We start from the raw sequence: 24,775 nt of genomic DNA on the forward strand, positions 1-24,775 counted from the left end.
GATGGGTTTCATGACGTCCCCGAGCGCGCGGCCCTACCGCGGCGTCGAGGCGTCCGAGCGGCTGGCCGCGCGCCGCGGGCAGTTGCTGCAAGCAGGCCTGGACCTACTGGGCGCCGCCGACGGCGAACTGCCGGAACTGACGGTGCGCAGCATCTGTCAACGCGCCGGCCTGTCAGCCCGGTATTTCTACGAAAGCTTCAGCGACAAGGACGAGTTCGTCGGGCGCGTCTACGACTGGGTGATCGCCGACCTCGCCACCGCCATCCGGGCGGCGGCGACGGCGGGGTCGCCGTTGGAGCAAGCGCGGGCAGGGATGGGCGTGCTGGTACGCACGGTCGCCGACGACGCCCGCATCGGCCGTCTGATCTTCAGCACCAAGCTCGCCAATTCGGTGGTGGTGCGCAAGCGGGCGGAGTCCAGCGCGCTGTTCGCGCTGCTGTCCGGCCAGCACGTGATCGACACGCTGCGCGCCCCGGCGAACGACTATGTGAAGGCAGCGGCACACTTCGCCGTCGGCGGCGTCGGTCAGGCACTGAGCGCCTGGCTGGACGGCGACGTCAGGATGACACCCGACGAACTCGCCGACCATCTGGCGTCGCTGCTGGTCGAGTTGACCGAGCCGAGCCTCTACCGGCCGCCGGTCACGGCATCAGCGGCACCTGCCACAGCCGCATCTCGGGATGCAGCCACAGCCGCAACCACGTCAACCGCATGACCCGCAGCGCGCCGGAGATCAGCAGAAAAGCCATCGGCGCCTGGATCAAGAGGGCGGTGACCACCGATACGGCGGCGTCTTCCGGTTTCGCGGTCATCAGGTCGAACCAGCCGTCACAGATCAGCAGCACCCCGGTGGTGAACGCGGTGAGCACGATCAACTGCCGGCGCAGGTAGCCCAGCACCGCGGTGGCAGCCATGAACCCGAGCAGCAGGACGTCGAAGCCGATCCAGGTGACGGGCCAGTTGTGGGCGACGTACTTCTGCGGCAGCGTGACCGCCAGGTAGCCGATCCACGGGATCATCGCGATCAGGCCGCCGACGATCAGACCGAGCCGGATCCGCCGCATCCGGTCGAGGGCCTCGACATCCTCCAGTTCTTCGAGCGGCTTTTCCAGTCGGGTGATCAGCTCCCGTCGCTGTTGCGGGCTCAGCGCGGCAATCTGGTCATCGGAGAGAATGGTCTCGGTCACGACTAAGACTAACCGGCCGCGGAAACCGGGGGCCGGCGATCGGCGGCCGTCCTGGGCACGGCCGGAGTATCGGCTTCAGTGAATTCCCTTACCCAGCAGGCGAATTCCAGCATGATCCCGTCGGGGTCCTGGAAGTAGAAGGAGCGCACGTACACCCCGGGGTGCACGGTCGCGGAGACTTGCATGGGGCTCTCGTCGTGGTTGAGCACCGGGCCCACCCGCACGCCCTTGTCCTTCAGCCGCTGCCGGTACTCGTCGAACTTCTCGGCAGGCACATGGAAGGCCAGATGGTTCATGGTGCTTACCGCGCTGGTGATGTCCCCGAGACCCGGCAGTGCGCCCGGCGACGAGATGCCGGGCACCCGGTCGGCCGCCTCGGCGAACCAGAAGAACGCGACGCAGTCGCCGTTGCCGGCATCGAAGAAGAAGTGCTGACCGGCGCCACCTGGCAGGTCAAGGGACTTGATCAGTGGCATGCCCAGGACGTTGCTGTAGAAGTCCACGGTGCGTTCCATGTCCGAGCACACCAGCGCGACGTGATTGATCCCGCCGAGTTCGAACTCGTTGTTGGTGTTGTGCGGCTTGATCATGTTCGCGACTCCTACCTAAGATCCAAATCTGAATCTAACATCAGATTCAGGTCGGTGACAGGGAAGGTGCACGTGTCAGACACGGCAGCAGCGGACGAGTCGCCACCGGCCACCCAGTTCCCCACCCACCGCGGCCGGCGCACCCACGCGGCAATCGACGCCGCCGCCCGAACGGTGGTCGCGCGCAAGGGAATTCTTGCGACGACCATCGCCGACATCGCCGCCGAAGCGGGCCGCTCGGCGGCCTCGTTCTACAACTACTACGACTCCAAAGAGGCCATGGTGCGCCAGTGGGCGCTGCGCTTCCGTGACGAGGCCAACCGACGCGCAGCCTCGGTGACCGAGCACGGCCTGTCCGAGCGCGAGCGCGCGCACCAGGCCGCCGCCGCCCACTGGCACACCTACCGCCACCGCCTCGCAGAGATGATCAGCGTGTCCCAATTGGCGATGGTCAGCGCGGACTTCGCCCAGCACTGGGACGACATGTGTTCCATTCCGACTGCTTTCATCGCCGACTCGGTCAGACGTGCTCAGCAGCACGGCCATTGCCCCGACGACGACCCGCAGCTGCTGGCCGAGGCGATAGTCGCGATGTTCAACCAGTTCTGCTACATCCAGCTCACCCGGCCCGGCCAACCTGACGACGAGGCCTGTATCCGGACCTTGGCCAACATCTACTACCGGGCCATCTACTGCGAGGAGCGCCGCTCTTGACCGAAGTCATCCGCGAATTCATCGGACTGCCCTCGCGCACCGCCGACCGCGCAGGCGCCGGTGGACACCCCTGCCAGGGCCTGTATCACCACGCAGCGGGCCACCGACCGAAGATCGCGATGATCGCCACGCACTACCAGATCGACTTCTCCGAGCACTACATCGCCGAGTACGTCGCCGCCCGCGGCATCGGATTTCTGGGCTGGAACACCCGTTTTCGCGGCTTCGAGAGCAGCTTCCTGCTCGATCATGCGCTGGTCGACATCGGCGTCGGGGTGCGCTGGCTGCGCGAGGCGGCGGGCGTGGAAACGGTTGTCTTGCTGGGCAATTCCGGTGGCGGATCGTTGATGTCGGCCTACCAGTCGCAAGCCGTGGAGCCGAACGTGACGCCACTGGACGGGATGCGGCCCGCCGACGGCGTGACCGAGTTGCCGGCCGCCGACGGGTACGTCGCGACCGCCGCCCATCCCGGACGACCCGACGTACTCACCGCCTGGATGGACGGGGCGGTCATCGACGAAAAAGACCCCGTGGCAAGCGATCCCGAGTTGGATCTGTTCGACGAGCGCAACGGCCCGCCGTACTCACCGGAGTTCGTCCAGCGTTACCGTGCGGCACAGCTGGCGCGCAACCACGCCATCACGGATTGGGCCCAAGCCGAGTTGAAACGCGTTCGCGCCGCGGGCTTTTCCGATCGGCCCTTCACGGTGATGCGCACCTGGGCCGACCCGAGGATGGTCGATCCCACCATCGAGCCCACAAAACGCCGGGCCAACCTCTGTTACGCCGGAACTCCGGTGAAGGCGAACCGATCCGCACACGGCATCGCGTCGGCCTGCACGTTGCGCAACTGGCTGGGCATGTGGAGCCTGCGGGCGGCGCAGACCCGGGCCGAGCCGCACCTGAACCGCATCACCTGCCCTGCGCTGGTGATCAACGCCGAAGCCGACACCGGCGTCTTCCCGTCGGACGCCCAACGCATCTACGACGCGCTGGCCGGCGCCGACAAGACCCAGGCGGTCATCGACGCCGACCACTACTTCACCACGCCCGGCGCACGCGACGCGCAGGCCGACACCATCGCCGACTGGATCACCAGACGGTGGTCGTGAGGTTAGTACCCGAGCTTGCGCCCGTCAGCGTCACCCGATTCAGTGATCGTGACCGCTGTGATCACCCGGGGCGAAAGGCTCGATCTGGTGGTACAGAGACTGACACCCCGACAACGCTGAGGAGCCCACGACCGCGGCCGCAACCAGCCCCAACACCCGGGCCATCAACAAAGCTTTTCCGGACTTTTCATTCATGAAACGCTCCCTTCAATTCAGTGACAGGTGGAGCGTAATAAACATGACAATCATTTTCAATAGAACACGGTGAGTACCCTCAACCAGCCAGTTGTTAGGTTGGAAGATGCTGGGCAGAAGTGAACCCACCAATCCATGGGAAGGCGACCAATGCCGATCGCGATCACCCCTGAACATCAAGACCTGGCCGATTCGGTGCGGGCGCTGGTGGCGCGGATAGCGCCGTCGGAGGTGCTGCACGCCGCGCTGGAGACCCCGGTGGAGAATCCTCCACCGTACTGGCAGGCGGCCTCCGAACAAGGCCTGCCGGGCGTGCACCTCGCCGAGTCCATCGGTGGCCAGGGGTTCGGCATCCTCGAGTTGGCGATCGTGCTGGCCGAGTTCGGTCACGGCGCGGTGCCCGGGCCGTTCGTCCCGTCGGCGATCGCGAGCGCGTTGATCGCCGCCCACGATCCGGACGCCAAGGTGCTCGCCGAGCTGGCATCCGGATCGTCCATCGCCGCCTATGCGCTGGACTCGGGCATGACCGCCACCCGGCAAGGCGACGTGCTGGTAATCCGCGGCGAAGTGCGTGCGGTGCCCGCCGCCGCGCAAGCCTCCATCCTGGTGCTGCCCGTGGCCATCGACAGCGGCGAGGAGTGGGTGGTGCTGCGCGCCGAACAGCTGGAGATCGAGCCGGTCACCAGCCTGGATCCGCTGCGACCGGTCGCCCACGTACGCGCCAACGCCGTCGAGGTGGGGGACGACGTGGTGCTGGACAACCTGAGCATGACGAAGGCCCACGCGCTGATGATCACGCTGCTGTCGGCCGAGGCGGTCGGCGTGGCGCGCTGGGCGACCGATACCGCGTCGGCCTATGCCAAGATCCGCGAACAGTTCGGCCGCCCGATCGGCCAGTTCCAGGCCATCAAGCACAAGTGCGCCGAGATGATCGCCGACACCGAGCGCGCCACCGCCGCGGTATGGGACGCGGCGCGCGCGTTGGACGAGACGGGCGAGGACTCCCACTTCGAGTTCGCCGCGGCGGTGGCGGCGACGCTGGCGCCCGCCGCGGCTCAGCGGTGCACGCAGGACTGCATCCAGGTGCACGGGGGCATCGGCTTCACCTGGGAGCACGACACCAACGTGTACTACCGCCGCGCGCTGCTGCTGGCCGCCTCCTTCGGCCGCAGCTCGGAATACCCGCAGCGGGTGGTGGACACCGCTACCACCACCGGGATGCGTGCGGTGGACATTGACCTGGACCCCGAGACCGAACAGCTGCGGGCCGAGATCCGTGGCGAGGTAAGCGCTTTCAAGGCGATGGATCGCGCGGCCCGGACCGTCGCGCTCGCCGAGGGCGGCTGGGTGCTGCCGCACCTGCCCAAGCCGTGGGGCCGGGCATCTAGCCCCATCGAGCAAGTCATCATCGCGCAGGAGTTCGCCGCCGGCCGGGTCAAGCGGCCGCAGGTCGGCATCGCGGCGTGGATCATTCCGTCCATCGTCGCGTTCGGCACCGACGAGCAGCAGCAACGCTTTCTGCCGCCGACATTCCGCGGCGAAATGATCTGGTGCCAACTGTTTTCCGAGCCCGGTGCAGGATCCGACCTGGCCGGCCTGTCCACCAAGGCCACCAGGGTCGACGGCGGCTGGCGCATCACCGGCCAGAAGATCTGGACCACCGCCGCCCAGTTCTCGCACTGGGGTGCGCTGCTGGCGAGAACGGATCCCGACGCTCCGAAGCACAATGGCATCACCTACTTCCTGCTCGATATGAAGAGCGAGGGCGTGACGGTCAAGCCACTGCGGGAGCTCACCGGGCAGGAGTTCTTCAACACCGTCTACATCGACGACGTGTTCGTGCCGGACGAGTACGTGCTGGGCGAGGTGAATCGCGGCTGGGAGGTCAGTCGCAATACCCTTACCGCCGAACGAGTTTCGATCGGCGGTAGCGACCTCAACTTCCTGGCCAGCCTGCCACAGTTCGTCGAGTTCGTGCGCGACGGCCATTTCGATCAGGTGGCCAGGCACCGGGCCGGCCAGTTGATCGCCGAGGGGCACGCCGCCAAGGTGCTCAACCTGCGCTCCACGCTGCTGACGCTGGCCGGCGGCGACGCGATGCCGTCGGCCGCGATCTCCAAGCTGCTGTCCATGCGCACCGGCCAGGGCTACGCCGAGTTTGCGGTGTCGTCGTTCGGCACGGACGCCGTGATCGGCGATCCCGACACCGTGCAGGGCAAGTGGAATGAGTACCTGCTGTCCAGCCGGGCCACCACGATTTACGGCGGCACCTCGGAGGTACAGCTCAACATCATCGCCGAACGCCTGCTGGGGCTACCCCGCGACCCGTAAGCCGGGGCGCGCCCAGTGGCGCGAGCAGACGCAAAATCGCACGAATTCGGCACGAAGAGTGCGATTTTGCGTCTGCCCGCCGGAGTCAGTCGCCCTTCTTCTCGGCGTCCTGAGCCAGGTCCTTGGCTTTGTCCTTGGCCTGCTCTTTGTCAGCCTCGGAGTCGATGTCCAGCTCGCGCAGCTCGCGCTTGAGGATCTTGCCGGTGGGGTTGCGCGGCAGCTCGTCGAGGAAGATGACCTCGCGCGGCACCTTGTACCTGGCCAACTCCTCTTTCACGTGCTTCTTGAGTGTCTCCTCATCGACGTCGGACCCATCCTTCTTGACCACGAACGCGCGCAGCCGGTGACCCCAGTCCTTGTCCTCGACGCCGATCGCGGTAGCCTCCACCACGTCCGGATGCCCGCTGAGACAGTCCTCGACCTCGGCCGGGAACACGTTCTCGCCGCCGGACACGATCATCTCGTCGTCGCGGCCGCTGACATACAGCAGGCCGTCCTCGTCGAAGTAGCCGACGTCACCCGAGGACATCAGACCGTCGATGATCTGCTTGTGTCCGCCGCCGGTGTACCCCTCGAACGGGAAGGCGTTGCCGACGAAGATCCGCCCCACCTCGCCCTGCGGCTTCTCCTTGCCATTGTCGTCGAGGATCTTGACCTTGACGCCCTTGACCACCGGGCCGACCGTCGCCGCGTTCTTCTCCAGGTCCTTGGGTCCGGCGATCGTCGCGAAGGCTATCTCGGTCGAGCCGTACATGTTGTAGATCACCGGGCCGAAGTCCTTCAGCGCCCGGGTCGCCAGTTCGGCGCCCAGCTGTGACCCGGACACGAAGATGATCTTCAAAGCCGACAGATCCGGCTTCTTGTCCATCTTCTCGATCGCGTCGAGCAGACGCGACAGCATCACCGGCACCACCACCATGGCGGTCGCCTTGTGCTTTTCGAGGTCTTCGAGCACCAGTGGCGGCTTGAACTTGCGGCGCAGCACCAGCGTCGAGCCCAGGAACATCGCGATCGTGGCGTGCAGGTAACCCAGCGCGTGGAACATGGGCGCGGGCAGCGAGGTGATCTCGTTGGCCTTGAACGGCACATGCGACAGGATGCCGCCGACCGGAGCCAGCGTCGGCGGGGTGCTGCGGTTGGCCCCCTTCGGTGTCCCGGTGGTGCCGCTGGTCAGGATGATGATCGACGCGTGCTTGCTGGCCTTAGGCGCGGGCTCTTTGCTGCTGCGCTCGATCAGGTCGGCCAGCGTCTCGTCCTGGCTGCCCGAGTCCTCGTCGCTGTCCGGGTTGGTGCCCAGCGCCCGCAACTTGCCCAGCTCCGGCTCGGCCTTGCTGACCACCTTGGTGTACTCGTCGTCGTAGATGATGAGTTTGGCGCCTTCACGCTCGGACACCTCTTTGACCTGCGGACCGGAGAACTCGCTGTTGAGCAGGATGATGCGGGCGCCGGCTCGGGCCGCGCCGTAGTTGGCGATGACGAACCACCGGGTGTTGCGGGCCAGAATGGCGACGCCGTCGCCACCCTTGATCCCCTTCTCGATCAGGCCGTTGGCCACCGCATGGGCGGCTTCGTCGAGTTCCTTATAGGTGAGCTCGCCCTCTTCGTCGATCACGGCCCGCGCGTCCGGATGGCGCCGCGCGTTGAGCGACGGCAGCATGCCGAACTCGCCCCACTTGGCGATATCGGCTGCCATCGCCGCGGTCTTGAGGGGGGATTCCAGCTTGAACGCGCCCGCTTCGAAGATCTTGCGCACGTAGTGCAGTTCCGCGGCGCCGCGTTCGACGTACTGCTGAATCTTGGCAGGGATCTGCCCGGGCAGGTCGCTGAGGTTAGGCATGTTCCTCACCATATGTGACGGAGGTCGCAAAGCGATCGATAGGTTTCCCCCGAATTACCATCGGGTTCCATGACCAAACCCGTGTCGCTGGAAGTGGCCGGCCGCGAGGTCACCGTCACGCATCCGGACAAGGTCGTTTTTCCTGATCGGGGCATCACCAAGCTCGACCTGATCCGCTACTACCTGAGCGTGGCCGACGGTGCCCTGCGCGGGGTGGCCGACCGGCCGATGATCCTCAAGCGCTTCGTCAAGGGCATCACCGAAGAGGCGGTTTTCCAGAAGCGCGCACCCGCCAACCGGCCCGACTGGGTAGACGTCGCCACGTTGCGATACGCCTCGGGCACCTCGGCCGACGAGGCCGTCATCCGCGACGCCGCGGGATTGGCCTGGGTTGTCAACATGGGTTGTGTCGACCTGAATCCACATCCGGTGCGCGCCGGCGACCTCGAGCATCCCGACGAGTTGCGGGTCGATCTGGACCCGATGCCCGGCGTCGACTGGCAGCGGATCATCGAGGTGGCGTTGGTGGCCCGCGAGGTGCTCGAGGATTACGGCCTGACTTCCTGGCCCAAGACGTCGGGGTCGCGCGGCTTCCACGTCTATGCCCGCATCGCTCCGCACTGGCCGTACGCCACGGTGCGGCTGGCCGCCCAGACCGTTGCCCGGGAGGTCGAGCGGCGGGCGCCCGATCTGGCCACCAGCCGCTGGTGGAAGGAAGAGCGCGAGGGCGTGTTCGTCGACTTCAACCAGAACGCCAAGGACCGCACGGTCGCGTCCGCGTACTCGGTGCGCGCCACCCCGGACGCCCGGGTGTCCACCCCGCTGCACTGGGACGAGGTGCCCGGGTGCCGCCCGGAGGAGTTCACCATCACCACCGTGCCGGACCGGTTCGCGCACCTGGGCGACCCGTGGGCCGGCATGGACTCGATGATCGGCTCAGCGGCCGGGCGCCTCGACGAACTGCTGGAGCTGGCCGAAGAACTGGGCCCCCCGGAGAAGGCGCCGGGCGGCGCCAAGAAGAGCGGCGCAACGCCAGGCCGTCGTCAATCCGAGATGCCCTTGATCGAGATCGCCCGAACCAAGACCAGGGACGAGGCGATGGCGGCGCTGGACACCTGGCGGGCCCGTCATCCGGCAGCGGCCGCATTGCTGGAGCCGGTCGACGTGCTGGTCGACGGGATGCGCGGGCCCAGCTCGATCTGGTACCGGATCCGGATCAACCTGCAGCATGTCCCCGCCGACCAGCGACCACCGCAGGACGAACTGATCGCCGATTACTCCCCTTGGGTCGGTTACAAGCCGAAGCCCCGGCCACGTAGCTGACGGCCCGTGAAGACACGCGATACCCTCACGCTGTGCAACAGGCATGGACTCGGCGGGGATTCCTGCAGGTCGTTGGGGTCGCCGGGCTACTCGCGGCGTGCTCTGAACCCAACCGGTCGCCCGGTTCGCCGGGGGGTGGCTCGGTGACGGTCACCCACCTTTTCGGTCAGACCGTCGTCAAGGAGCCGCCCAAGCGTGTGGTGAGCGCCGGCTACACCGAGCAGGACGACCTGTTGGCGGTGGGAGTCGTGCCGATCGCAGTCACCAACTGGTTCGGCGATCAACCATTCGCGGTATGGCCGTGGGCGCAGCCGAAACTCGGTGCGGCACAACCAGTTGTGCTCAGCCTGGACAACGGGATACAGGTCGATCAGATCGCCGGTCTCAAGCCCGACCTGATCGTGGCGACCAACGCCGGCTTGGACGCCGACACCTACCAGAAGCTGTCCGCGATCGCACCGACGATCGCGCAATCGGGGGACGACGCCTTCTTCGAGCCATGGAAAGACCAGGCCACGACGATCGGGCGGGCGGTGTTCCAGGCCGACCAGATGAAGTCGTTGATCGCCGCCGTCGAAAGCAGGTTCACCGAGGTCGCGCAGCAGAACCCGTCCTGGAAGGGGCGCAAGGCGTTGCTGATGCAGGGCCGGATGTGGCAGGGAACCATCGTGGCGACCGCGGCGGGCTGGCGCACCGATTTTCTGAATCAGATGGGCTTGGTCGTGGCCGACTCCATCAAGCCCTACGTCAGCGATCATCGCGCGGTGATCCCCCGCGACCACATCAAAGACGTGCTGGATTCCGCCGACGTGGTGATCTGGTCGACGGAGAGCCCCGAAGAGGAACAGGCGCTACTCGCCGACCCCGAGGTGGCGGCATCCCTGGCGACCGCGCAGAAGCGCCACATTTTCACCACCAAGGACCTGGCCGGGGCGATCGCTTTCGCGTCGCCACTGAGCTACCCGGTGGTCGCCGATCAGCTGCCCCCGCAACTGGCCAAGATCCTGGGCTGACGGGGCTCTGAGCGTTTGCTAAGGCACCTCTGGCAGTGCTCGAAATTCCCTCGCGTCAGGCTCGAGTGCGGAGCTACCGTCGAATCATGAGTGTGCCGGAGATCACCGATTTCCCGGGGGGCACCGACTTGGCCACCACTGTGCTCGACTACGGCGACCAGGCATTGATGCTCGAGTGTGACGACACCGCCGACGTCCTGGCGTGGACCGAGGCCCTGCGGGCGGCGCGGTTGCCCGGGGTGGTGGACATCGTCCCCGCCTCCGTCACGGTGCTGGTGAAACTGGAGTCACCGCGCTTCCAGGGCGTCACCCGCCAGCGCATCAGACGTTTGCAGGTGGCAGCTGCGGGGACGCGTGACGACGACCACGGCGACCCGGACAACGACATCGTGATCGACGTCGTCTATGACGGTCCCGATCTCGACCAGGTGGCCGGCCACACCGGCCTGAGTCCCGCGCAGGTGATCGACGCGCACACCGGCACCCGGTGGCGGGTGGCGTTCGGCGGATTCTCACCCGGGTTCGCCTACCTGATCGGCGGCGACGACCGGCTGCACGTACCCCGGCGGTCCGAACCGCGAACGTCGGTGCCGGCCGGCGCGGTAGGCCTGGCCGGTCAATTCAGCGCGGTCTATCCGCGGCAGTCTCCCGGCGGGTGGCAGATTATCGGCCACACCAACGCGGTGTTGTGGGACATCGATCGACCCGACCCGGCGCTGCTCACGCAGGGCGGGTGGGTCCGGTTCCGGGCTCGATAGGCCGGAGGTCCTGCCGTGACGACTCTGGAAATCCTGCGCACCGGTCCGCTGGCGGTGGTTCAGGACCTCGGGCGCGCCGGACTGGCACACCTCGGGGTCGGACCGTCCGGCGCCGCCGACCGCCGCTCGCACGCCCTGGCCAACCGCCTGCTCGCCAACCCCAGCGACCGCGCCACCGTGGAAGTGACCTTCGGCGGTTTGACCGCCCGGGTCCGCGGGGGGGACCTCGATATCGCGGTGACCGGAGCCGACACCGACCCGACTGTCAATGGAATCATGTTTGGTACCAACAGCATTCATCATGTCCGCGACGGACAGGTGATTTCGCTCGGGACACCGCGGGCCGGCCTGCGGACGTACCTGGCGGTGCGTGGCGGCATCGGCGTCACGCCCGTGCTGGGCTCGCGCAGCTATGACGTGATGGCGGCGATCGGACCGTTGCCGCTGCAGGCCGGCGACGTGCTGCCGGTCGGCGAACACACCGACGACTACCCTGAACTCGACCAGGCTCCGGTGGCGGCCATCACCGCGGACGTGGTTGAGCTGCTGGCGATCCCCGGACCGCGCGACGACTGGTTCGTCGACCCCGACCAGCTGGTCCACACCGACTGGGTGGCCTCCGACCGCAGCGACCGGGTGGGGATGCGCCTGGTCGGGACTCCCTTGCAGCACCGCAACCCGAGCCGGCAGCTGCCCAGCGAGGGTGTGACCCGCGGCGCGATCCAGGTGCCGCCCAACGGATTACCGGTGGTCCTCGGACCCGATCACCCGGTTACCGGCGGCTATCCGGTGATCGGCGTGGTGATCGACGAGGACATCGACAAGCTCGCTCAGGTGCGGCCCGGTCAACATGTGCGATTGCACTGGGCGCGACCGCGCGCGGCCAGATAGGCCCGCACCGGCTGGGCCTGGTAGAACAAGGGTCGTGCACACCGCACGACTGGTTCACACCGCCGATCTGGACAGCCACACGCGCCAGAGCATCTACCAAATGGTCACCGCCGCATTCGCCGGCGACTTCACCGACAGCGACTGGGATCACACCCTGGGCGGGATGCACGCGCTGATCTGGCACCACGGCGCCATCATCGCGCACGCCGCAGTGGTGCAACGCCGGCTGATCTACCGGGGCAGCGCGCTGCGCTGCGGCTACGTCGAAGGTGTTGCGGTACGCGAAGATTGGCGGGGGCAGGGACTGGTCCGCGCACTGCTGGACGGTGCCGAACAGGTGATGCGCGGCGCCTATCAACTCGGTGCACTCAGCTCCTCGGTGCAGGCCCGCGGGTTGTACGCGGCCCGCGGCTGGCTGCCCTGGCTGGGCCCGACGTCGGTGCTGACTCCCACCGGCCCGGCCCGCACCCCCGATGACGACGGTTCGATTTTCGTCCTTCCGGTGAGCGTGACGCTCGACACCTCCGCGGAGCTGATGTGTGACTGGCGCGACGGAGACGTCTGGTAAGCCTCACAGCCCCGGCGCCGGAGGGTGATCGGAAATTCACACACCCGGGTCGCTGACCGAAGCCCGCGGGCAACAAAGGATTTCTAGCGTCGTCGGCAAGGTCGATGACGTTAGGAGTCTTCATGTTCGCCCGCCGTTCGCACGTTATCTCCGAGTGGGACCCCGAGGACGTGGTCGCGTGGGAGGCCGGCAACAAGGACATCGCCCGGCGCAACCTGATCTGGTCGGTAGCCGCCGAACACGTCGGCTTCTCCATCTGGTCGATCTGGTCGGTAATGGTGCTGTTCATGCCCGCGTCGGTGTACGGATTCTCGGCCGGAGACAAGTTTCTGCTGGGCGCCACGGCGACGCTGGTCGGCGGTTGCCTGCGGTTCCCATACACCTTTGCCACAGCAAAGTTCGGCGGGCGCAACTGGACCGTCTTCTCCGCGGCGGTGCTGCTGATTCCCACCGTCGGGACCATCGCCCTGCTGGCCAACCCGGGTTTGCCCCTTTGGCCGTATCTGGTGTGCGCAGCGCTGGCCGGACTGGGTGGCGGCAACTTCGCCTCCTCGATGACGAACATCAACGCGTTTTATCCGCAACGGCTCAAGGGCTGGGCGCTGGCACTCAACGCCGGCGGCGGCAACCTCGGGGTACCGATGATTCAACTGGTGGGCCTGCTGGTGATCGCGACCCTCGGCGACCGACGGCCCTACTGGGTCTGCGCGGTGTATCTGGTACTGCTGGCCGTCGCCGGCATCGGCGCGGCGTTGTACATGGACAACCTCAAGCAGTACCGCATCGAGATGAACACCATGCGCAGGGTGCTGGCCGAACCGCACACCTGGGTGATCTCGACGCTCTACATCGGCACCTTCGGCTCGTTCATCGGCTTTTCCTTCGCGTTCGGTCAGGTGCTTCAGATCAACTTCGTCGCCGGCGGTCAAAGTACCGCCCAGGCTGCCCTGCACGCGGCCCAGATCGCTTTTCTGGGACCATTATTGGGCTCGCTGTCGCGGGTATACGGTGGCCGGCTGGCCGACCGCATCGGCGGCGGGCGGGTGACCTTGGGCGCCTTCTTCGCGATGATCCTGGCGGCCGGAATCCTGGTCAGCGTCAGCACTTTCGGGGATCATCGCAGCGGTCCCGTACCGCCCTCGACGATGATCGGCTACATCGTCGGCTTCGTGGCGCTGTTCATCTTGTCCGGAATCGGCAACGGCTCGGTGTACAAGATGATCCCGTCGGTCTTCGAAGCGCGCAGCCACTCACTTCCATTGAGCGAGGGCGAACGCCGGCAGTGGTCACGGTCCATGGCGGGTGCATTGATCGGCTTCGCCGGTGCAATCGGCGCCCTCGGCGGAGTCGGCGTCAACCTCGCTCTGCGCCAGTCGTATTCCAGTAGTGGTACCGCTACCTCGGCCTTCTGGGTCTTCGTGGGTTTCTACCTCGTGGCCGCGGCCCTCACGTGGCTGATCTACGTGCGCAGGCCGCTTGCGGAGTCCGGCCACACCGCGGGCGCCGCACGTCTGGCTTACGGCTAACCGCCGCCGTTTCCGACAGCGCCGCTGGCGCCGTCGGCCCCGTCGAAGTCCGGGGTGCTCACGCCGTTGAGACCGGCGGTGCCGTTGTGGGAAGTCGCTCCGAGACCCAGTCCGGCAGTGCCGCCGCTACCCGCGCCGCCGCGCCGGGCCGACCCAGCAATCCGCCGCCGGCACCGCCGGCGCTGCCCCCTGGCCGTTCACACCCGCGCCACCGGCACCGCCGGCGCCGCCGTCACCTCCACCGCCCGCGACGGGGGTGTGGGTAAAGCCTTTGCTCGCAGTGATGTCGGCGTTGCCGCCGTTACCGCCGCTGCCGCCGTTGACCCCGGCCATGCCGACCGACGTCGCTGCCCCGCCGCTGCCGCCGTTGCCCAACAAGATTCCACCGGCACCGCCGACCGCGCCGGAGCCCGGAGCCGCGTCAGCGCCGTTACCGATCAGCGGGCGACCCACCAGCGCCTCGGTGGGAGCGTTGACGACGTTGAGGAGTTGCTGCAGCGGCGAGACGTTAGCGGCCTCCGCTGCCGCATATGCGTTCGAGTTCGCGGTCAGGGACTGCACGAATCGCTCGTGAAATGCCTTCAGCTGTGCGGAAACGCTCTGATACGTCCGACCATGCCCGGAGAACAGCGACGCCAGCGCCATCGACACCTCGTCGGCGGCCGCGGCCACCAGCGATGTCGTCGGGGCGGCTGACGCCGCATTCGCCCAGCGCAGTGTCGATCCGATATCAGCGATATCGGTTGCGGCCGACGAAAGCGCTTCCGGGGCAACGAGAAGGTACGACATCGCGATCTGTCCTCGAAGTTAGGATGACTCCGTTGGCAGCCGATGTTTCGGCTAGTTGCCAACATTCGTCCGCTGCCCGAAGCAGGTCTCTCGGACAGCCGGAGGATTCGGCCGATGAAATCTTCTCCCCCCGTTGGGGGGAGCATCTACCTGTCACGCATCACACTCGGATCGGTCGCGATTCGATGTCCCAGTGAGCTGCCAGAGAACCGGGAGGCAACTGTCAGTCGCAGGCGGCGGTTCTGGGTTGACTGCCTTCCGCGCCTGATGTGAGCATCGAAATCGACCTTGGCGCAAGCCTCTTCACTTCGTGGTGCCGTCGAGGTGCCCGGAAAGGTGAACCACCTTATGGGCCGCAACCATCGCATCACGGACTGGAATCCCGAAGACACCGAGGCATGGCGCACCGGAAACGACAAGATCGCCCGGCGCAATTTGCTCTGCACGGTGGCCGGCGATCATGTGGCATTCTCGATCTGGTCCCTGTGGTCGGTGATGACCCTGTTCATGCCCGCCTCGGTGTACGGCTTCTCGGCCGGCGACAAGCTGCTGCTGGGCGCCGTCGCCACCCTCATCGGCGGCGGCGCACGCATCCCCTACACGTTGGCGATCGCCAAGTTCGGCGGGCGCACCTGGACGACACTCTCGGCTTTGGTGCTGTTGATCCCCACCGCGCTGACGATCGTGCTGCTGGCCAACCCGGGCCTGCCGCTATGGCCGTATGTGTTGTGCGCGGGCCTGACCGGGCTGGGCGGTGCCAACTATGCGGCATCGCTGGCCAACGTCAACGCCTTCTACCCGGACCGGCTCAAGGGTGCGGCGCTGGCGGTCAACGCCGGCGTGGGGAACCTCGGTGTGGCAGTGATCCAACTCGCCGGACTGCTGGCGCTGGCTACCGCCGGCCACCAGGCGCCTTACTGGGTGTGTGCGGTTTACCTTGTGCTGCTGGCGATTGGCGGTATCGCCTCGGCCCTGTTCATGGACAATCTCGAGCACGGCATCGCGCCGAACACCCTGCGCTCGGTCTTGTCGGTCCGGCACACGTGGGTGATCTCACTGCTTTACATCTGCACCTTCGGCTCCTGGATCGGGTTCGCCTTCGCGTTCGGCCAAGTGCTACAGGTGAACTTCCAGGAGCACGGTGAAACGGTCAGGCACGCCGCGCTGCATGCCGCACAGATCGCGTTCGTCGGACCACTGTTGGGCTCGCTGGCCCGGATATACGGCGGGCGCCTGTCCGACCGCGTCGGCGGAAGCCGGGTCACCCTCGGCGTGCTCGGCGGCATGGTTCTGGCCGCCGGACTGCTCGTCGCCATCAGTACCCACGACGACATCGCACCGGACACCGGCCACCTCACACTGATCGGCTACGTGTTCTGCTTCATGGTTCTGTTCATCCTCGCCGGCATGGGCAATGGGTCGGTGTTCAAGCTGATCCCGTCCGTCTTCGAGGCACGCAGCCGCTCGATGGTCGGCAGCGAAGCCGAGCGGCGCCACTGGGCGCTCGCCATGTCAGGTTCGCTGATCGGATTCTGCGCGGCGGCAGGTGCATTGGGTGGGGTCGGGATCAACCTGGCCCTGCGCGAGTCCTATCTGCACAGCGGCACCGAAACCTCGGCATACTGGATCTTCCTCGCTTCGTATGTCGTTGCCGCGTGGCTCACCTGGGTGATGTACGTGCGGCGCCCCGGCACGCCTGTGATAAAGAACGCAGGCGAGGGCAATGCTGCAGCAATTGTTAGGTAACGCTTCGGAAATGTGCCTGGCATACAACAGACATATGGCCCAGTCAACGTCTGCGCCACTCACTGGCTACCGAATCGCAGTCACCTCCTCCCGTCGCGCCGAGGAGCTGTGTGCACTGCTGAATCGTCATGGGGCGGAGGTCTTTGCCGCTCCCGCGATCAGCATGATCGCACTGCCCGATGACGACGAACTGCACAGCAACACCGAAGCACTGATCGCCACTCCTCCGGATATTCTGGTGGCCCACACAGGTATCGGCTTCCGCGGCTGGGTGGCCGCGGCCGAAGGGTGGGGCCTGGCGACTGAACTGATCGAATCCTTGTCGTCGGCACGGGTTATTTCGCGCGGTCCGAAGGCCACCGGGGCCTTGCGTGCCGCCGGTCTGCGCGAGGAGTGGTCCCCGGAATCCGAATCTTCGCACGAGGTCTTGGAATACCTGCTCGAGGCCGGCGTCGCCGGTAAGCGCATCGCCGTTCAGCTGCACGGTGCGGCCGACGGCTGGGATCCCTTCCCGGAGTTCCTCGGCGGTCTGCGCGCTGCGGGGGCCCAGGTTATTCCACTGCGGGTATACCGTTGGAAGCCAGTGCCATTGGATGGCGAGTTCGACCAGCTGGTCACCGGCATCGCCCGACGGCAGTTCGACGCCGTGACCTTCACTTCCGCCCCCGCTGCGGTGGCGGTACTGGAGCGCAGCCGCGACCTGGGCATCGAGGACCCGGTGCTGGCGGCCTTCCGCAGCAGCGTGCACGCGATGTGCGTGGGCCCGGTGACATCGCGACCACTGATCCGCCAAGGTGTCCCCACCTCGTCTCCGGAGCGAATGCGGTTGGGGGCGTTGGCTCGCCATATCGCCGAGGAGTTGCCGTTGTTGGGTTCGTGCAGCGTGTACGCCGCGGGGCACCTCGTCGACATCAGGGGAACCTGCGTTCTGGTCGACGGGTCGGTCAAGACGGTGTCGGGCTCCGGCATGGCGATCCTGCGAGCACTCGCGCACCGACCCGGTGATGTGGTCGGACGCGCGGAGTTGCTGCGCCTGCTGCCCGGCAATGGTGGTGACACCCATGCGGTGGACACCGCCGTGCTTCGTCTGCGAACGGCACTGGGCGACAAGAACATCGTGGCAACCGTGGTCAAGCGTGGTTACCGCCTGGCTCTGGACGGCGAGCACGACGCCGCATGAGTCTGGTCCTGACCGCCCATGGCACCCGCCGGCCGGCCGGCGTCGAGATGATCGGCGACCTCGCTTGCCGGGCGGGTGAACTGCTCGGCCGCACCGTTCTGGTGGCGTTCGTCGACGTGCTGGGACCCACGCCCGGCGAGGTGCTGTCGAACCTGTCCGGGCGGGAACCCGCGATCGTGGTGCCGGCGTTCCTCTCGCGCGGTTATCACGTCCGGGCCGATCTGCCCGCACACGTCGAGGCCAGCGGCCATCCAAACGTCATCGTCACCCCGGCCCTGGGACCGGGGCCCGAAATCGCCCGAATCATCTACCAGAACCTGCTGGAAACCGGCTGGCATCCCGGCGATTCGGTGATACTGGCCGCGGCCGGCACCTCAGATCGCCGGGCCCGCAACGATTTGAACCACGCCCGGAAGCTGCTGTCGGCGCTGACCGGTTCCGCGGTGCAACTCGGTTTCGCCGCCACCGGCAGCCCGACCGTTCGCGACGCCGTGGCCGACGCCCGTCGCCGGGGTGCGCGCCGCGTCGTGGTGGCCTCCTACCTGCTGGCGGACGGCCTGTTCCAGGAGCGCCTGGAACGCTGCGGTGCCGACCTCGTGACGCGGCCGCTGGGCACCCATCCCGGTCTGGCGCGGCTGGTGGCCGAGCGGTTCCGCGATGCCGCCGTCACCTGCGGTGCAACGATCAAAGGGGTTTGCCGACAACGGCACGCCGACACCGGCGTGGCTTGATCTTTGGTGACATCCGGGTAATCCTGGCTTCATGGCCCGTAACGAAGAGCCCTCGCGCGGACTCCTCGACGATGTGGCGAAGATGCTCCGTTTGCCTTTCCGGACACCGGAGTTCATCGACCGTATCTTCACCGGTAGCGTGAACCAGGTAGGACGGCGCACGCTCTACATGCTGATCACCACGTGGGATGCCGCCGGCGGCGGACCTTTTGCCGCGAGTGCGATCGCTTCCACCGGTCTGTCCAAAACCGCAGAAATCGTTCAGTCCATGCTGATCGGGCCGGTGTTCAATCCGCTGCTCAAGATGCTGGGCGCCGACAAGATCGCCGTCCGGGCGTCGTTGTGCGCCTCCCAACTCGTCGGGCTGGGCATCATGCGCTACGGTGTGCGCTCCGAACCGCTGCATTCGATGACAGTCGAGCAGCTGGTGGACGCCATCGGTCCGACGATGCAGCGCTATCTCGTCGGCAAAATTGACTAGGCCGCCATCCGGGCGGCGAACCGCCCGACCTCGATGCGGCCATCGGCGGTAACCCGCGCCGGGTAGGTGGGAACGCAGACCTGCGGGTCGTCCAGGCAGGAGCCGTCATCGAGCGCGAAAGCTTGCTTGTGGATCGGCGATTGGACAACGCGGCGGCCGGCGCGGTCGCCGACGATCCCGCGGGACAGCACCGCGGCACCCGAGAACGGGTCGATGTTGCCGATCGCACAAACCGATCCGTCGTCGAGCCGGAACAGCGCCGCCTGGGAGCCGTCGTCGAGCAGCACGCCCACGCCCCGGCCCGGAATCAGCTGGTCGAACGCGCAGGCGGTGGTCCACACCTGGATGTCGTTGACGAGTGTCATGATTCATTCCCTCCCTATGAACGAACTCGTGGGATACCAATGGGCACAGGGACTTTCCGCCCGGAACTTTCGGTGAACGTCACCGTGGGGTCGACCGCGTCGGGGGCGTTGACGAAGGAGACGAACCGCGACAGCTTGTCCGGATCCTCCAGTACGCCCTTCCATTCGCACTGGTAGTTCGCCACGTGGCGCTCGATGGCGGCCTCGAATTCCTCGGCCAGGCCCAGCGAGTCCTCGCACACGACTGCGCGTACGTGGTCCAGTCCAAGCGCTTCGACCCACGGCGCGGTGCGCTGCAACCGATCCGCGGTGCGGATGTAGTACATCAAGAACCGGTCGATGTAGCGGACCAGTGTGTCGGTGTCCAGATCGCCGGCCAACAACTGGGCGTGCTTGGGAGTCATGCCGCCGTTGCCGCCGACGTAGAGGTTCCAACCCTGCTCGGTCGCGATGACCCCGACATCCTTGCCGCGCGCCTCGGCGCACTCCCGCGCGCAGCCCGAGACACCCAGCTTGATCTTGTGCGGTGCCCGCAGCCCGCGGTAGCGCAGTTCCAGGTCGATGGCCAGCTGGACCGAATCCTGCTGCCCGTAGCGGCACCAGTCACTGCCCACGCAACTCTTCACGGTGCGCAGCGCCTTGCCGTAGGCATGGCCCGACTCCATCCCCGCGTCCACCAGCCGCTTCCAGATGGCCGGCAACTGGTCGACCCGGGCTCCGAACATGTCGATCCGCTGCCCGCCGGTGATCTTGGTGTAGAGCCCGAAATCCTGAGCTATCTGGCCGATGAGGATGAGGTGCTCGGGCTTGATGTCGCCGCCGGGCACCCGCGGCACCACCGAGTAGCTGCCGTTGCGTTGGATGTTCGCCAGGAAGTGGTCGTTGGAATCCTGCAGCGAGGCCTGCTCGCCTTCCAGGATGTGGTCGGACCCGGTGGACGCCAGGATGGACGCGACGACGGGTTTGCAGATGTCACAACCTTTTCCACGGCCGAAGCGTTCCAGCAGGCCGGAAAAGGTACGGATCTCGGTGGCCGAGATGAGCTGGAAAAGCTCCGCGCGCGACTGGCTGAAGTGCTCACACAACGCCTTGGACTGTTCGACACCCTCCGCTTCCAGCAGCTGCTTGAGCAGCGGGACGCACGATCCACACGACGTACCGGCCGCGGTGCACGCCTTGAGGGCCGCAACATCGGCGCAGCCATCGCTGATCGCACACTTCAGGTCGCCTTTGGTGACGTTGTTGCAGGAGCAGATCTGGGCCGAGTCCGGCAGCGCCCCGATGCCCAGGGCGCCGGTGCCGCCGGACGATCCGGCCGGTGCGATGAGCGCCAGCGGATCGCCAGGCAATTCAGCACCGACCATCGGCCGCAACACGCCGTAGGCCGAGGCGTCTCCCACCAGGACACCGCCGAGCAGCGTCTTGGCGTCGTCGGAGAGCACCAACTTCGCATAGGTCCGGTTGACGGCATCGTTGATGGCCACCTCGAGGCAGTTCTCGGTGTTGCCCATCGCGTCGCCGAAGCTGGCGACGTCCACGCCGAGCAACTTGAGCTTGGTGGAGAGATCGGCTACGGGGAACTCCGCCACGCCGTCGACCAGACGGTCGGCCACCACTTCGGCGCTGGTGTAACCCGGTCCGACGAGACCGTAACACCGCCCTTCGATCGCAGCGACCTCGCCGATCGCGAAAATATCAGAATCGCTTGTGCGGCAGGCTAAGTCGGTGAGGACACCACCACGCGGCGCGATGTCCAGCCCGGCCACCCGGGCCAGCTCGTCGCGCGGCCGGATGCCGGCGGCGAAGACCACCAGGCCGGCATCGATCGTGTGGCCGTCGGAGAGGGTGACCTTCAGCGACTCTGAACCGTCCGGGTTGGCAACGGACACAATCGATTCGGTGCCGGTCCCGACGTGGATGTCAATACCGAGGTCGCCGATCATGCGGGCCAGCAGCGCACCACCCGCCTCGTCTATCTGCGCAGCCATCAGTCGCGGCATCATCTCGACGACGTGGGTCGGTAGTCCGAACTGGCGCAACGCGTTGGCGGCCTCCAGGCCCAGCAGGCCGCCGCCGATCACCACGCCGGCCTCGCCACGACCGCGTGCGACCGCAAGCCCGGCGCCGGCCCGGATGGCGTCGAGGTCGTCCAGGGTCCGGTAGACGTGGCATGACGACAGGTCATGGCCGGTGACCGGCGGAACGAAGGCATAAGACCCGGTGGCCAGTACCAGCGCGTCGTAACCGTGGCGCTCACCGGCGGCGGTGAGCACTGTCTTTGTTGCGCGGTCGATTTCGGTGACGCGGGTGCTCAGCAGCAACTGCACCCGCGGGTCGCCGGCGTAATCGTTACCCGGCAGCGCCAGCAGGCTGCGGTCCCAGCTCTCGGTGTAAGAGGTCAGGCCGACGCGGTCGTAGGCGGCATCGGCCTCCTCAGCCAGCACGGTGATACGCCAGACGCCGGAGCTGTCGCGGGCGCGCAGCGCCTCGACGAACCGGTGCCCCACCATGCCATGGCCGACCACGACGACGCGCCGGACCTCAGCGCGCGCGGGAGTACTTCCGGCAGAGGGCATGTCACGAGACTACGAAGCCGATGTTGCCGCAAACGACCCGAATTGTGAAGCATGCATCACGCCCGGCTCACAGCTGGCAATCGCCTGTGTGACGGTGTTCTCTCACGGCGAACACGCAGGTGGAACTTTAGCGTGGGCGACTCATGTTCTACCGGGTAGCCGACCACCACAGCGTCGGACACAGCTAACTCACAACGAAGAGTAAGGAGTCACCCATGAGCAACCTTGCCTTGTGGTCGCGTCCGGCGTGGGACACCGACCGGTGGCTGCGGGACTTTTTCGGTCCGGCATCGGCCGACTGGGCCGGAGGCCCGTCGAGGCCTGCGACCAGTGGTTTCAACCCCGCAGCCGAGATTGTCAAGGACGGCGACGACGCGGTAGTCCGGGTGGAGCTACCGGGTATTGACGTCGAGAAGGACGTCAGCGTCGAGGTCGACAAGGGCCGACTGGTCATCCACGGCGAACACCGCGACGAACACGCCGAAGAGGAGAACGGGCGCACCCTGCGGGAGATCCGCTACGGGTCGTTCCGCCGGTCGTTTCAACTGCCGGCGCATGTTACCGGCGAAGCCATCTCCGCGTCGTACGACGCGGGTGTGCTGACCGTGCGGGTCAGCGGCGCCTACGCCGGAGCGCAGCCGCAGCGCATCGCAATCACCAAGTAGAACAACGAGAACGCGCCGATGCGGTGGGGCGTGAGCCCCCCCGCATCGGCCTGTTCGCAAGGTCAGCGCCAGCGGGCGAGCAGCTCGTTGGCCCGCGCCGACAAAGCGCTCTGCAGGAACGGCCCGAAACTGATCCGGGCGACACCGAGCGAGGCGAAGGAACTGGCGTCGTCCCGATCCGGCATCGCGATCGCATTCACCGGTAACGGTAGCTCAGTTGTCAAGCGCCGCAGCGTTTCCGGATCGTGCCTGGCCACGGGGTACAGCACATCGGCGCCCGCATCGGCCGCTTCGGTCAGCCGGGCCACTGCCAGGTCGACGAGCTCGGACGCGGGCGCCTGCTTGCGCAGGAACACATCGGTACGCGCGTTGATCACCATGTGCACACCTGCCGTATCGGCGGCCGCCCGCAACGCGCCCACCAATTCCGCATGCTCGGCGGCGGACCGCAGCCGCCCACCCTCGGAGTGCACGGTGTCTTCGACGTTGAGTCCGACCGCCCCCGCCTCCAGCAGGCCGTCGATCAGGTGCGCCGCGGGCAGCCCGTAGCCCGATTCGATGTCGACCGAGACCGGCAGGTCGACCGAGGCAGTGATCTGGGCGACCCGGGCAAGCACGTCATCGAACGACATGCCTTCGCTGTCGGGTTTGCCGATCGAATCGGCCAGCGGATGGCTGCCCACCGTCAGGGCCGCGAACCCGGCCCCGGCGGCCAGCCGGGCCGACCACGCGTCCCACACCGTCGGCAGGATGACCGGGTTGCCTGGCTGGTGCAGCTCCAGCAACGCCCGGGCCCGGTTGACTAACTGATGGGGCATGGCAGAAGTCGCTTTCTGGTGGCGGGACACAACTTGTCCGGCGTCCGGCTCCGACAGCGGATACTATCGACTGGCGTACTGTGATCCGTGACACTTCAGCCCAGGGAGCATCGATTGTCCACCGCCAGTGAACTCACCGAACTGCACGACCTGATGCGGGGCTTGCGGCGGTGCGTGACCTCGCTGAAATCGCGGTACGGAGATAATCCCGCGACGCGTCGCATCGTCATCGACGCCGACCGAATCCTCAGTGACGTCGAGTTACTCGACAATGACGTCGCCGAATTGGACCTGGGCCGCGCGACTGTCTACCAGTCCAACGAGAAGATCGCCATCCCGGACACCCAGTACGACACCGACTTCTGGCGCGACGTCGACGACGAGGGTGTCGGAGGTCACAGCAGGTATTGACGGCCGACCGGCTCAGGCGCCCGACTGAGGAGCGGGCGCTGATTCTGTGTACCCTTCGAGCTACAGCCCGTTCGAAGAGGAACAACACATCAGATGAGCGCACCAACGGCGAGCCGTTCTGAGTCCGGCGTCTTTTCAGCTACCCGCGCCCGGATTGGGCAGAAAACCCTCCGCACCGACAGGTGGTGGCTGCAGCCCCTGAGGATCAACCTGGGCTTCGCTGCATTCGTCATCTACGCGACAGCGCGGGCGTTCCAGCAGGAATACTTCTTCGTCCCGAAGTATCACTACCTGACGCCGTTCTACTCACCGTGCGTCAGCAAGGCCTGCGGTGAGGCCAGCGAATTCTGGCCGCAGATCCTGCCGGACGTTTGGTGGCTGCCCTACGCGGCGCTGACGCTGCCGTTCCTGCTGCTGTTCCGGCTGACCTGCTACTACTACCGCGGCGCCTACTACCGCACGGTGTGGCAGTCGCCCACCGCCTGCGCAGTGGCCGAGCCCCGCGTCCATTACACCGGCGAGACCAAGCTCCCGTTGATCATCCAGAACACCCACCGGTACTTCTTCTACGCCGCCGGCATCATCTCGGTGATCAACACCTGGGACGCCATCGCCGCCTTCCACTCCGATGACGGCCCCGGCGGATTCGGGTTCGGTCTAGGAAACCTGGTCCTGCTCGGCAACGTCGTCATGCTGTGGATCTACACGCTGTCCTGCCACTCCTGCCGGCACGTGACCGGTGGCCGGCTCAAGCACTTCTCCAAACACCCTGTGCGGTACTGGATCTGGACCCAGGTCAGCAAGATCAACGAGCGGCACAAGATGTTCGCCTGGATCACGCTGGGCACCCTGATGCTGACCGACTTCTACATCCTGCTGGTGTCCAGCGGCACCATCTCGGACCTGAGATTCATTGGCTGATCAGCCCCTTCAGCCGCATTGCGAACGAAATTCCATAATTTGAGCGA

Annotated in this window: 25 protein-coding genes; 17 read left to right on the forward strand and 8 right to left on the reverse strand. The window is 66.5% G+C overall.

All coding sequences use genetic code 11. The features are described 5' to 3' along the window. The first annotated feature begins 10 nt into the window (after nt 1-10). Nucleotides 11-715: a TetR/AcrR family transcriptional regulator gene (locus AC5Y7D_RS22555; RefSeq protein WP_499927861.1), complete on the forward strand. Its 705-nt coding sequence runs from the start codon at nt 11-13 to the stop codon at nt 713-715. Here AC5Y7D_RS22555 and AC5Y7D_RS22560 read toward each other — a convergent pair. Next, the gene (locus AC5Y7D_RS22560; RefSeq protein WP_499927862.1) at nt 642-1,187 is read right to left on the reverse strand and encodes a hypothetical protein; all 546 of its coding nucleotides are present in this window, start codon (nt 1,185-1,187) and stop codon (nt 642-644) included. The two genes, AC5Y7D_RS22555 and AC5Y7D_RS22560, sit on opposite strands and share 74 nt — an antisense overlap. 8 nt (nt 1,188-1,195) lie before the next feature. After that, nucleotides 1,196-1,777 carry a VOC family protein gene (locus AC5Y7D_RS22565; RefSeq protein ID WP_499927864.1) on the reverse strand — a complete coding sequence of 194 codons (582 nt, stop codon included), beginning with the start codon at nt 1,775-1,777 and terminating at the stop codon, nt 1,196-1,198. A 72-nt stretch (nt 1,778-1,849) separates the two neighbouring features. Here AC5Y7D_RS22565 and AC5Y7D_RS22570 point away from each other — a divergent pair, with 72 nt between their 5' ends. Then, nucleotides 1,850-2,491, forward strand: a complete 642-nt coding sequence (locus AC5Y7D_RS22570) for a TetR/AcrR family transcriptional regulator (RefSeq protein ID WP_499927866.1) — start codon at nt 1,850-1,852, stop codon at nt 2,489-2,491. Further along, nucleotides 2,488-3,603: an alpha/beta hydrolase gene (locus AC5Y7D_RS22575; protein WP_499927868.1), complete on the forward strand. Its 1,116-nt coding sequence runs from the start codon at nt 2,488-2,490 to the stop codon at nt 3,601-3,603. The genes AC5Y7D_RS22570 and AC5Y7D_RS22575 overlap by 4 nt, the downstream gene beginning before the upstream one ends. A 39-nt stretch (nt 3,604-3,642) precedes the next feature. Here AC5Y7D_RS22575 and AC5Y7D_RS22580 read toward each other — a convergent pair whose 3' ends face one another. Beyond that, nucleotides 3,643-3,798: a hypothetical protein gene (locus AC5Y7D_RS22580; protein WP_499927870.1), complete on the reverse strand. Its 156-nt coding sequence runs from the start codon at nt 3,796-3,798 to the stop codon at nt 3,643-3,645. A 150-nt stretch (nt 3,799-3,948) separates the two neighbouring features. On the opposite strand from AC5Y7D_RS22580, the gene AC5Y7D_RS22585 reads away from it, so the two are divergent. After that, complete coding sequence (locus tag AC5Y7D_RS22585) at nt 3,949-6,129, forward strand: acyl-CoA dehydrogenase family protein (protein ID WP_499927872.1); 2,181 nt, start codon at nt 3,949-3,951, stop codon at nt 6,127-6,129. Nucleotides 6,130-6,214: 85 nt separating this feature from the next. On the opposite strand, the gene fadD2 is transcribed toward AC5Y7D_RS22585, so the two are convergent. Further along, nucleotides 6,215-7,966 carry a long-chain-fatty-acid--CoA ligase FadD2 gene (gene fadD2, locus AC5Y7D_RS22590; protein WP_499927874.1) on the reverse strand — a complete coding sequence of 584 codons (1,752 nt, stop codon included), beginning with the start codon at nt 7,964-7,966 and terminating at the stop codon, nt 6,215-6,217. 69 nt (nt 7,967-8,035) lie between these two features. Here fadD2 and ligD point away from each other — a divergent pair, with 69 nt between their 5' ends. The 6 genes from ligD to AC5Y7D_RS22620 all read left to right on the forward strand — a co-directional run bounded on the left by ligD (nt 8,036) and on the right by AC5Y7D_RS22620 (nt 14,045). Beyond that, the gene (gene ligD, locus AC5Y7D_RS22595) at nt 8,036-9,289 is read left to right on the forward strand and encodes a non-homologous end-joining DNA ligase (RefSeq protein ID WP_499927875.1); all 1,254 of its coding nucleotides are present in this window, start codon (nt 8,036-8,038) and stop codon (nt 9,287-9,289) included. A gap of 32 nt (nt 9,290-9,321) precedes the next feature. Continuing rightward, nucleotides 9,322-10,302 (forward strand): ABC transporter substrate-binding protein, encoded by a 981-nt coding sequence (locus AC5Y7D_RS22600; RefSeq protein WP_499927877.1) that lies wholly within the window; start codon nt 9,322-9,324, stop codon nt 10,300-10,302. 86 nt (nt 10,303-10,388) lie between these two features. Continuing rightward, nucleotides 10,389-11,060: a 5-oxoprolinase subunit B family protein gene (locus AC5Y7D_RS22605; protein WP_499927879.1), complete on the forward strand. Its 672-nt coding sequence runs from the start codon at nt 10,389-10,391 to the stop codon at nt 11,058-11,060. 15 nt (nt 11,061-11,075) lie between these two features. Further along, nucleotides 11,076-11,951: a 5-oxoprolinase/urea amidolyase family protein gene (locus AC5Y7D_RS22610; protein ID WP_499927881.1), complete on the forward strand. Its 876-nt coding sequence runs from the start codon at nt 11,076-11,078 to the stop codon at nt 11,949-11,951. A gap of 34 nt (nt 11,952-11,985) precedes the next feature. Further along, nucleotides 11,986-12,519, forward strand: coding sequence for a GNAT family N-acetyltransferase (locus AC5Y7D_RS22615; RefSeq protein ID WP_499927883.1), 534 nt, complete (start codon nt 11,986-11,988; stop codon nt 12,517-12,519). A 122-nt stretch (nt 12,520-12,641) separates the two neighbouring features. After that, nucleotides 12,642-14,045, forward strand: coding sequence for a nitrate/nitrite transporter (locus AC5Y7D_RS22620; RefSeq protein WP_499927885.1), 1,404 nt, complete (start codon nt 12,642-12,644; stop codon nt 14,043-14,045). Nucleotides 14,046-14,171: 126 nt separating this feature from the next. Here AC5Y7D_RS22620 and AC5Y7D_RS22625 read toward each other — a convergent pair whose 3' ends face one another. Continuing rightward, on the reverse strand, nt 14,172-14,834 hold the full coding sequence (locus AC5Y7D_RS22625; protein ID WP_499927887.1) for a PE family protein: 663 nt from the start codon (nt 14,832-14,834) through the stop codon (nt 14,172-14,174). 348 nt (nt 14,835-15,182) lie between these two features. Between AC5Y7D_RS22625 and AC5Y7D_RS22630 the strand changes: the two genes are divergently transcribed. Genes AC5Y7D_RS22630 through AC5Y7D_RS22645 form a run of 4 tightly spaced genes read left to right on the forward strand, consistent with a single transcriptional unit; the run spans nt 15,183 to nt 18,972 of the window. Further along, nucleotides 15,183-16,580, forward strand: a complete 1,398-nt coding sequence (locus tag AC5Y7D_RS22630) for an MFS transporter (RefSeq protein ID WP_499927888.1) — start codon at nt 15,183-15,185, stop codon at nt 16,578-16,580. A 34-nt stretch (nt 16,581-16,614) separates the two neighbouring features. Beyond that, complete coding sequence (locus AC5Y7D_RS22635) at nt 16,615-17,760, forward strand: uroporphyrinogen-III synthase (protein WP_499927890.1); 1,146 nt, start codon at nt 16,615-16,617, stop codon at nt 17,758-17,760. Continuing rightward, entirely contained in the window at nt 17,757-18,491 is a 735-nt protein-coding gene (locus AC5Y7D_RS22640; RefSeq protein ID WP_499927892.1) for a sirohydrochlorin chelatase, read from the forward strand. Before AC5Y7D_RS22635 ends, AC5Y7D_RS22640 begins: the two co-directional genes overlap by 4 nt. Nucleotides 18,492-18,522: 31 nt before the next feature. Further along, the gene (locus tag AC5Y7D_RS22645) at nt 18,523-18,972 is read left to right on the forward strand and encodes a TetR/AcrR family transcriptional regulator (protein WP_055580704.1); all 450 of its coding nucleotides are present in this window, start codon (nt 18,523-18,525) and stop codon (nt 18,970-18,972) included. Here AC5Y7D_RS22645 and nirD read toward each other — a convergent pair. Both nirD and nirB read right to left on the reverse strand, forming a co-directional pair. Then, the gene (gene nirD, locus AC5Y7D_RS22650) at nt 18,969-19,337 is read right to left on the reverse strand and encodes a nitrite reductase small subunit NirD (RefSeq protein WP_499927894.1); all 369 of its coding nucleotides are present in this window, start codon (nt 19,335-19,337) and stop codon (nt 18,969-18,971) included. The two genes, AC5Y7D_RS22645 and nirD, sit on opposite strands and share 4 nt — an antisense overlap. 14 nt (nt 19,338-19,351) lie before the next feature. Beyond that, nucleotides 19,352-21,913, reverse strand: a complete 2,562-nt coding sequence (gene nirB / locus AC5Y7D_RS22655) for a nitrite reductase large subunit NirB (RefSeq protein ID WP_499927896.1) — start codon at nt 21,911-21,913, stop codon at nt 19,352-19,354. Nucleotides 21,914-22,128: 215 nt separating this feature from the next. Here nirB and AC5Y7D_RS22660 point away from each other — a divergent pair, with 215 nt between their 5' ends. Then, nucleotides 22,129-22,578, forward strand: coding sequence for an Hsp20/alpha crystallin family protein (locus tag AC5Y7D_RS22660; protein WP_499927898.1), 450 nt, complete (start codon nt 22,129-22,131; stop codon nt 22,576-22,578). A 62-nt stretch (nt 22,579-22,640) separates the two neighbouring features. Here AC5Y7D_RS22660 and AC5Y7D_RS22665 read toward each other — a convergent pair whose 3' ends face one another. Further along, the gene (locus AC5Y7D_RS22665; protein WP_499927900.1) at nt 22,641-23,396 is read right to left on the reverse strand and encodes an isocitrate lyase/PEP mutase family protein; all 756 of its coding nucleotides are present in this window, start codon (nt 23,394-23,396) and stop codon (nt 22,641-22,643) included. A 114-nt stretch (nt 23,397-23,510) separates the two neighbouring features. Here AC5Y7D_RS22665 and AC5Y7D_RS22670 point away from each other — a divergent pair, with 114 nt between their 5' ends. Together AC5Y7D_RS22670 and sdhC are read left to right on the forward strand one after the other, a co-directional pair. Further along, a complete protein-coding gene (locus tag AC5Y7D_RS22670) occupies nt 23,511-23,807 on the forward strand; it encodes an Rv0250c family protein (RefSeq protein ID WP_499927902.1) in 297 nt (98 codons plus the stop codon). A 93-nt stretch (nt 23,808-23,900) separates the two neighbouring features. After that, a complete protein-coding gene (gene sdhC / locus AC5Y7D_RS22675; protein WP_499927903.1) occupies nt 23,901-24,728 on the forward strand; it encodes a succinate dehydrogenase subunit SdhC in 828 nt (275 codons plus the stop codon). The last annotated feature ends 47 nt before the right edge of the window (nt 24,729-24,775 follow it).

This window comes from Mycobacterium sp. NGS49 (assembly GCF_059812565.1).

Bases quoted from the DNA above. Each gene is read 5' to 3' on its own strand.
- AC5Y7D_RS22635 (WP_499927890.1), top strand. From the start codon at position 16,615: ATGGCCCAGTCAACGTCTGCGCCACTCACTGGCTACCGAATCGCAGTC.
- AC5Y7D_RS22565 (WP_499927864.1), bottom strand. From the start codon at position 1,777: ATGATCAAGCCGCACAACACCAACAACGAGTTCGAACTCGGCGGGATC.
- fadD2 (WP_499927874.1), bottom strand. From the start codon at position 7,966: ATGCCTAACCTCAGCGACCTGCCCGGGCAGATCCCTGCCAAGATTCAG.
- AC5Y7D_RS22555 (WP_499927861.1), top strand. From the start codon at position 11: ATGACGTCCCCGAGCGCGCGGCCCTACCGCGGCGTCGAGGCGTCCGAG.
- ligD (WP_499927875.1), top strand. From the start codon at position 8,036: ATGACCAAACCCGTGTCGCTGGAAGTGGCCGGCCGCGAGGTCACCGTC.
- AC5Y7D_RS22605 (WP_499927879.1), top strand. From the start codon at position 10,389: ATGAGTGTGCCGGAGATCACCGATTTCCCGGGGGGCACCGACTTGGCC.
- AC5Y7D_RS22625 (WP_499927887.1), bottom strand. From the start codon at position 14,834: ATGTCGTACCTTCTCGTTGCCCCGGAAGCGCTTTCGTCGGCCGCAACC.
- AC5Y7D_RS22580 (WP_499927870.1), bottom strand. From the start codon at position 3,798: ATGAATGAAAAGTCCGGAAAAGCTTTGTTGATGGCCCGGGTGTTGGGG.
- AC5Y7D_RS22630 (WP_499927888.1), top strand. From the start codon at position 15,183: ATGGGCCGCAACCATCGCATCACGGACTGGAATCCCGAAGACACCGAG.
- AC5Y7D_RS22665 (WP_499927900.1), bottom strand. From the start codon at position 23,396: ATGCCCCATCAGTTAGTCAACCGGGCCCGGGCGTTGCTGGAGCTGCAC.
- AC5Y7D_RS22645 (WP_055580704.1), top strand. From the start codon at position 18,523: ATGGCCCGTAACGAAGAGCCCTCGCGCGGACTCCTCGACGATGTGGCG.
- nirD (WP_499927894.1), bottom strand. From the start codon at position 19,337: ATGACACTCGTCAACGACATCCAGGTGTGGACCACCGCCTGCGCGTTC.
- AC5Y7D_RS22585 (WP_499927872.1), top strand. From the start codon at position 3,949: ATGCCGATCGCGATCACCCCTGAACATCAAGACCTGGCCGATTCGGTG.
- sdhC (WP_499927903.1), top strand. From the start codon at position 23,901: ATGAGCGCACCAACGGCGAGCCGTTCTGAGTCCGGCGTCTTTTCAGCT.
- AC5Y7D_RS22660 (WP_499927898.1), top strand. From the start codon at position 22,129: ATGAGCAACCTTGCCTTGTGGTCGCGTCCGGCGTGGGACACCGACCGG.
- AC5Y7D_RS22640 (WP_499927892.1), top strand. From the start codon at position 17,757: ATGAGTCTGGTCCTGACCGCCCATGGCACCCGCCGGCCGGCCGGCGTC.
- nirB (WP_499927896.1), bottom strand. From the start codon at position 21,913: ATGCCCTCTGCCGGAAGTACTCCCGCGCGCGCTGAGGTCCGGCGCGTC.
- AC5Y7D_RS22620 (WP_499927885.1), top strand. From the start codon at position 12,642: ATGTTCGCCCGCCGTTCGCACGTTATCTCCGAGTGGGACCCCGAGGAC.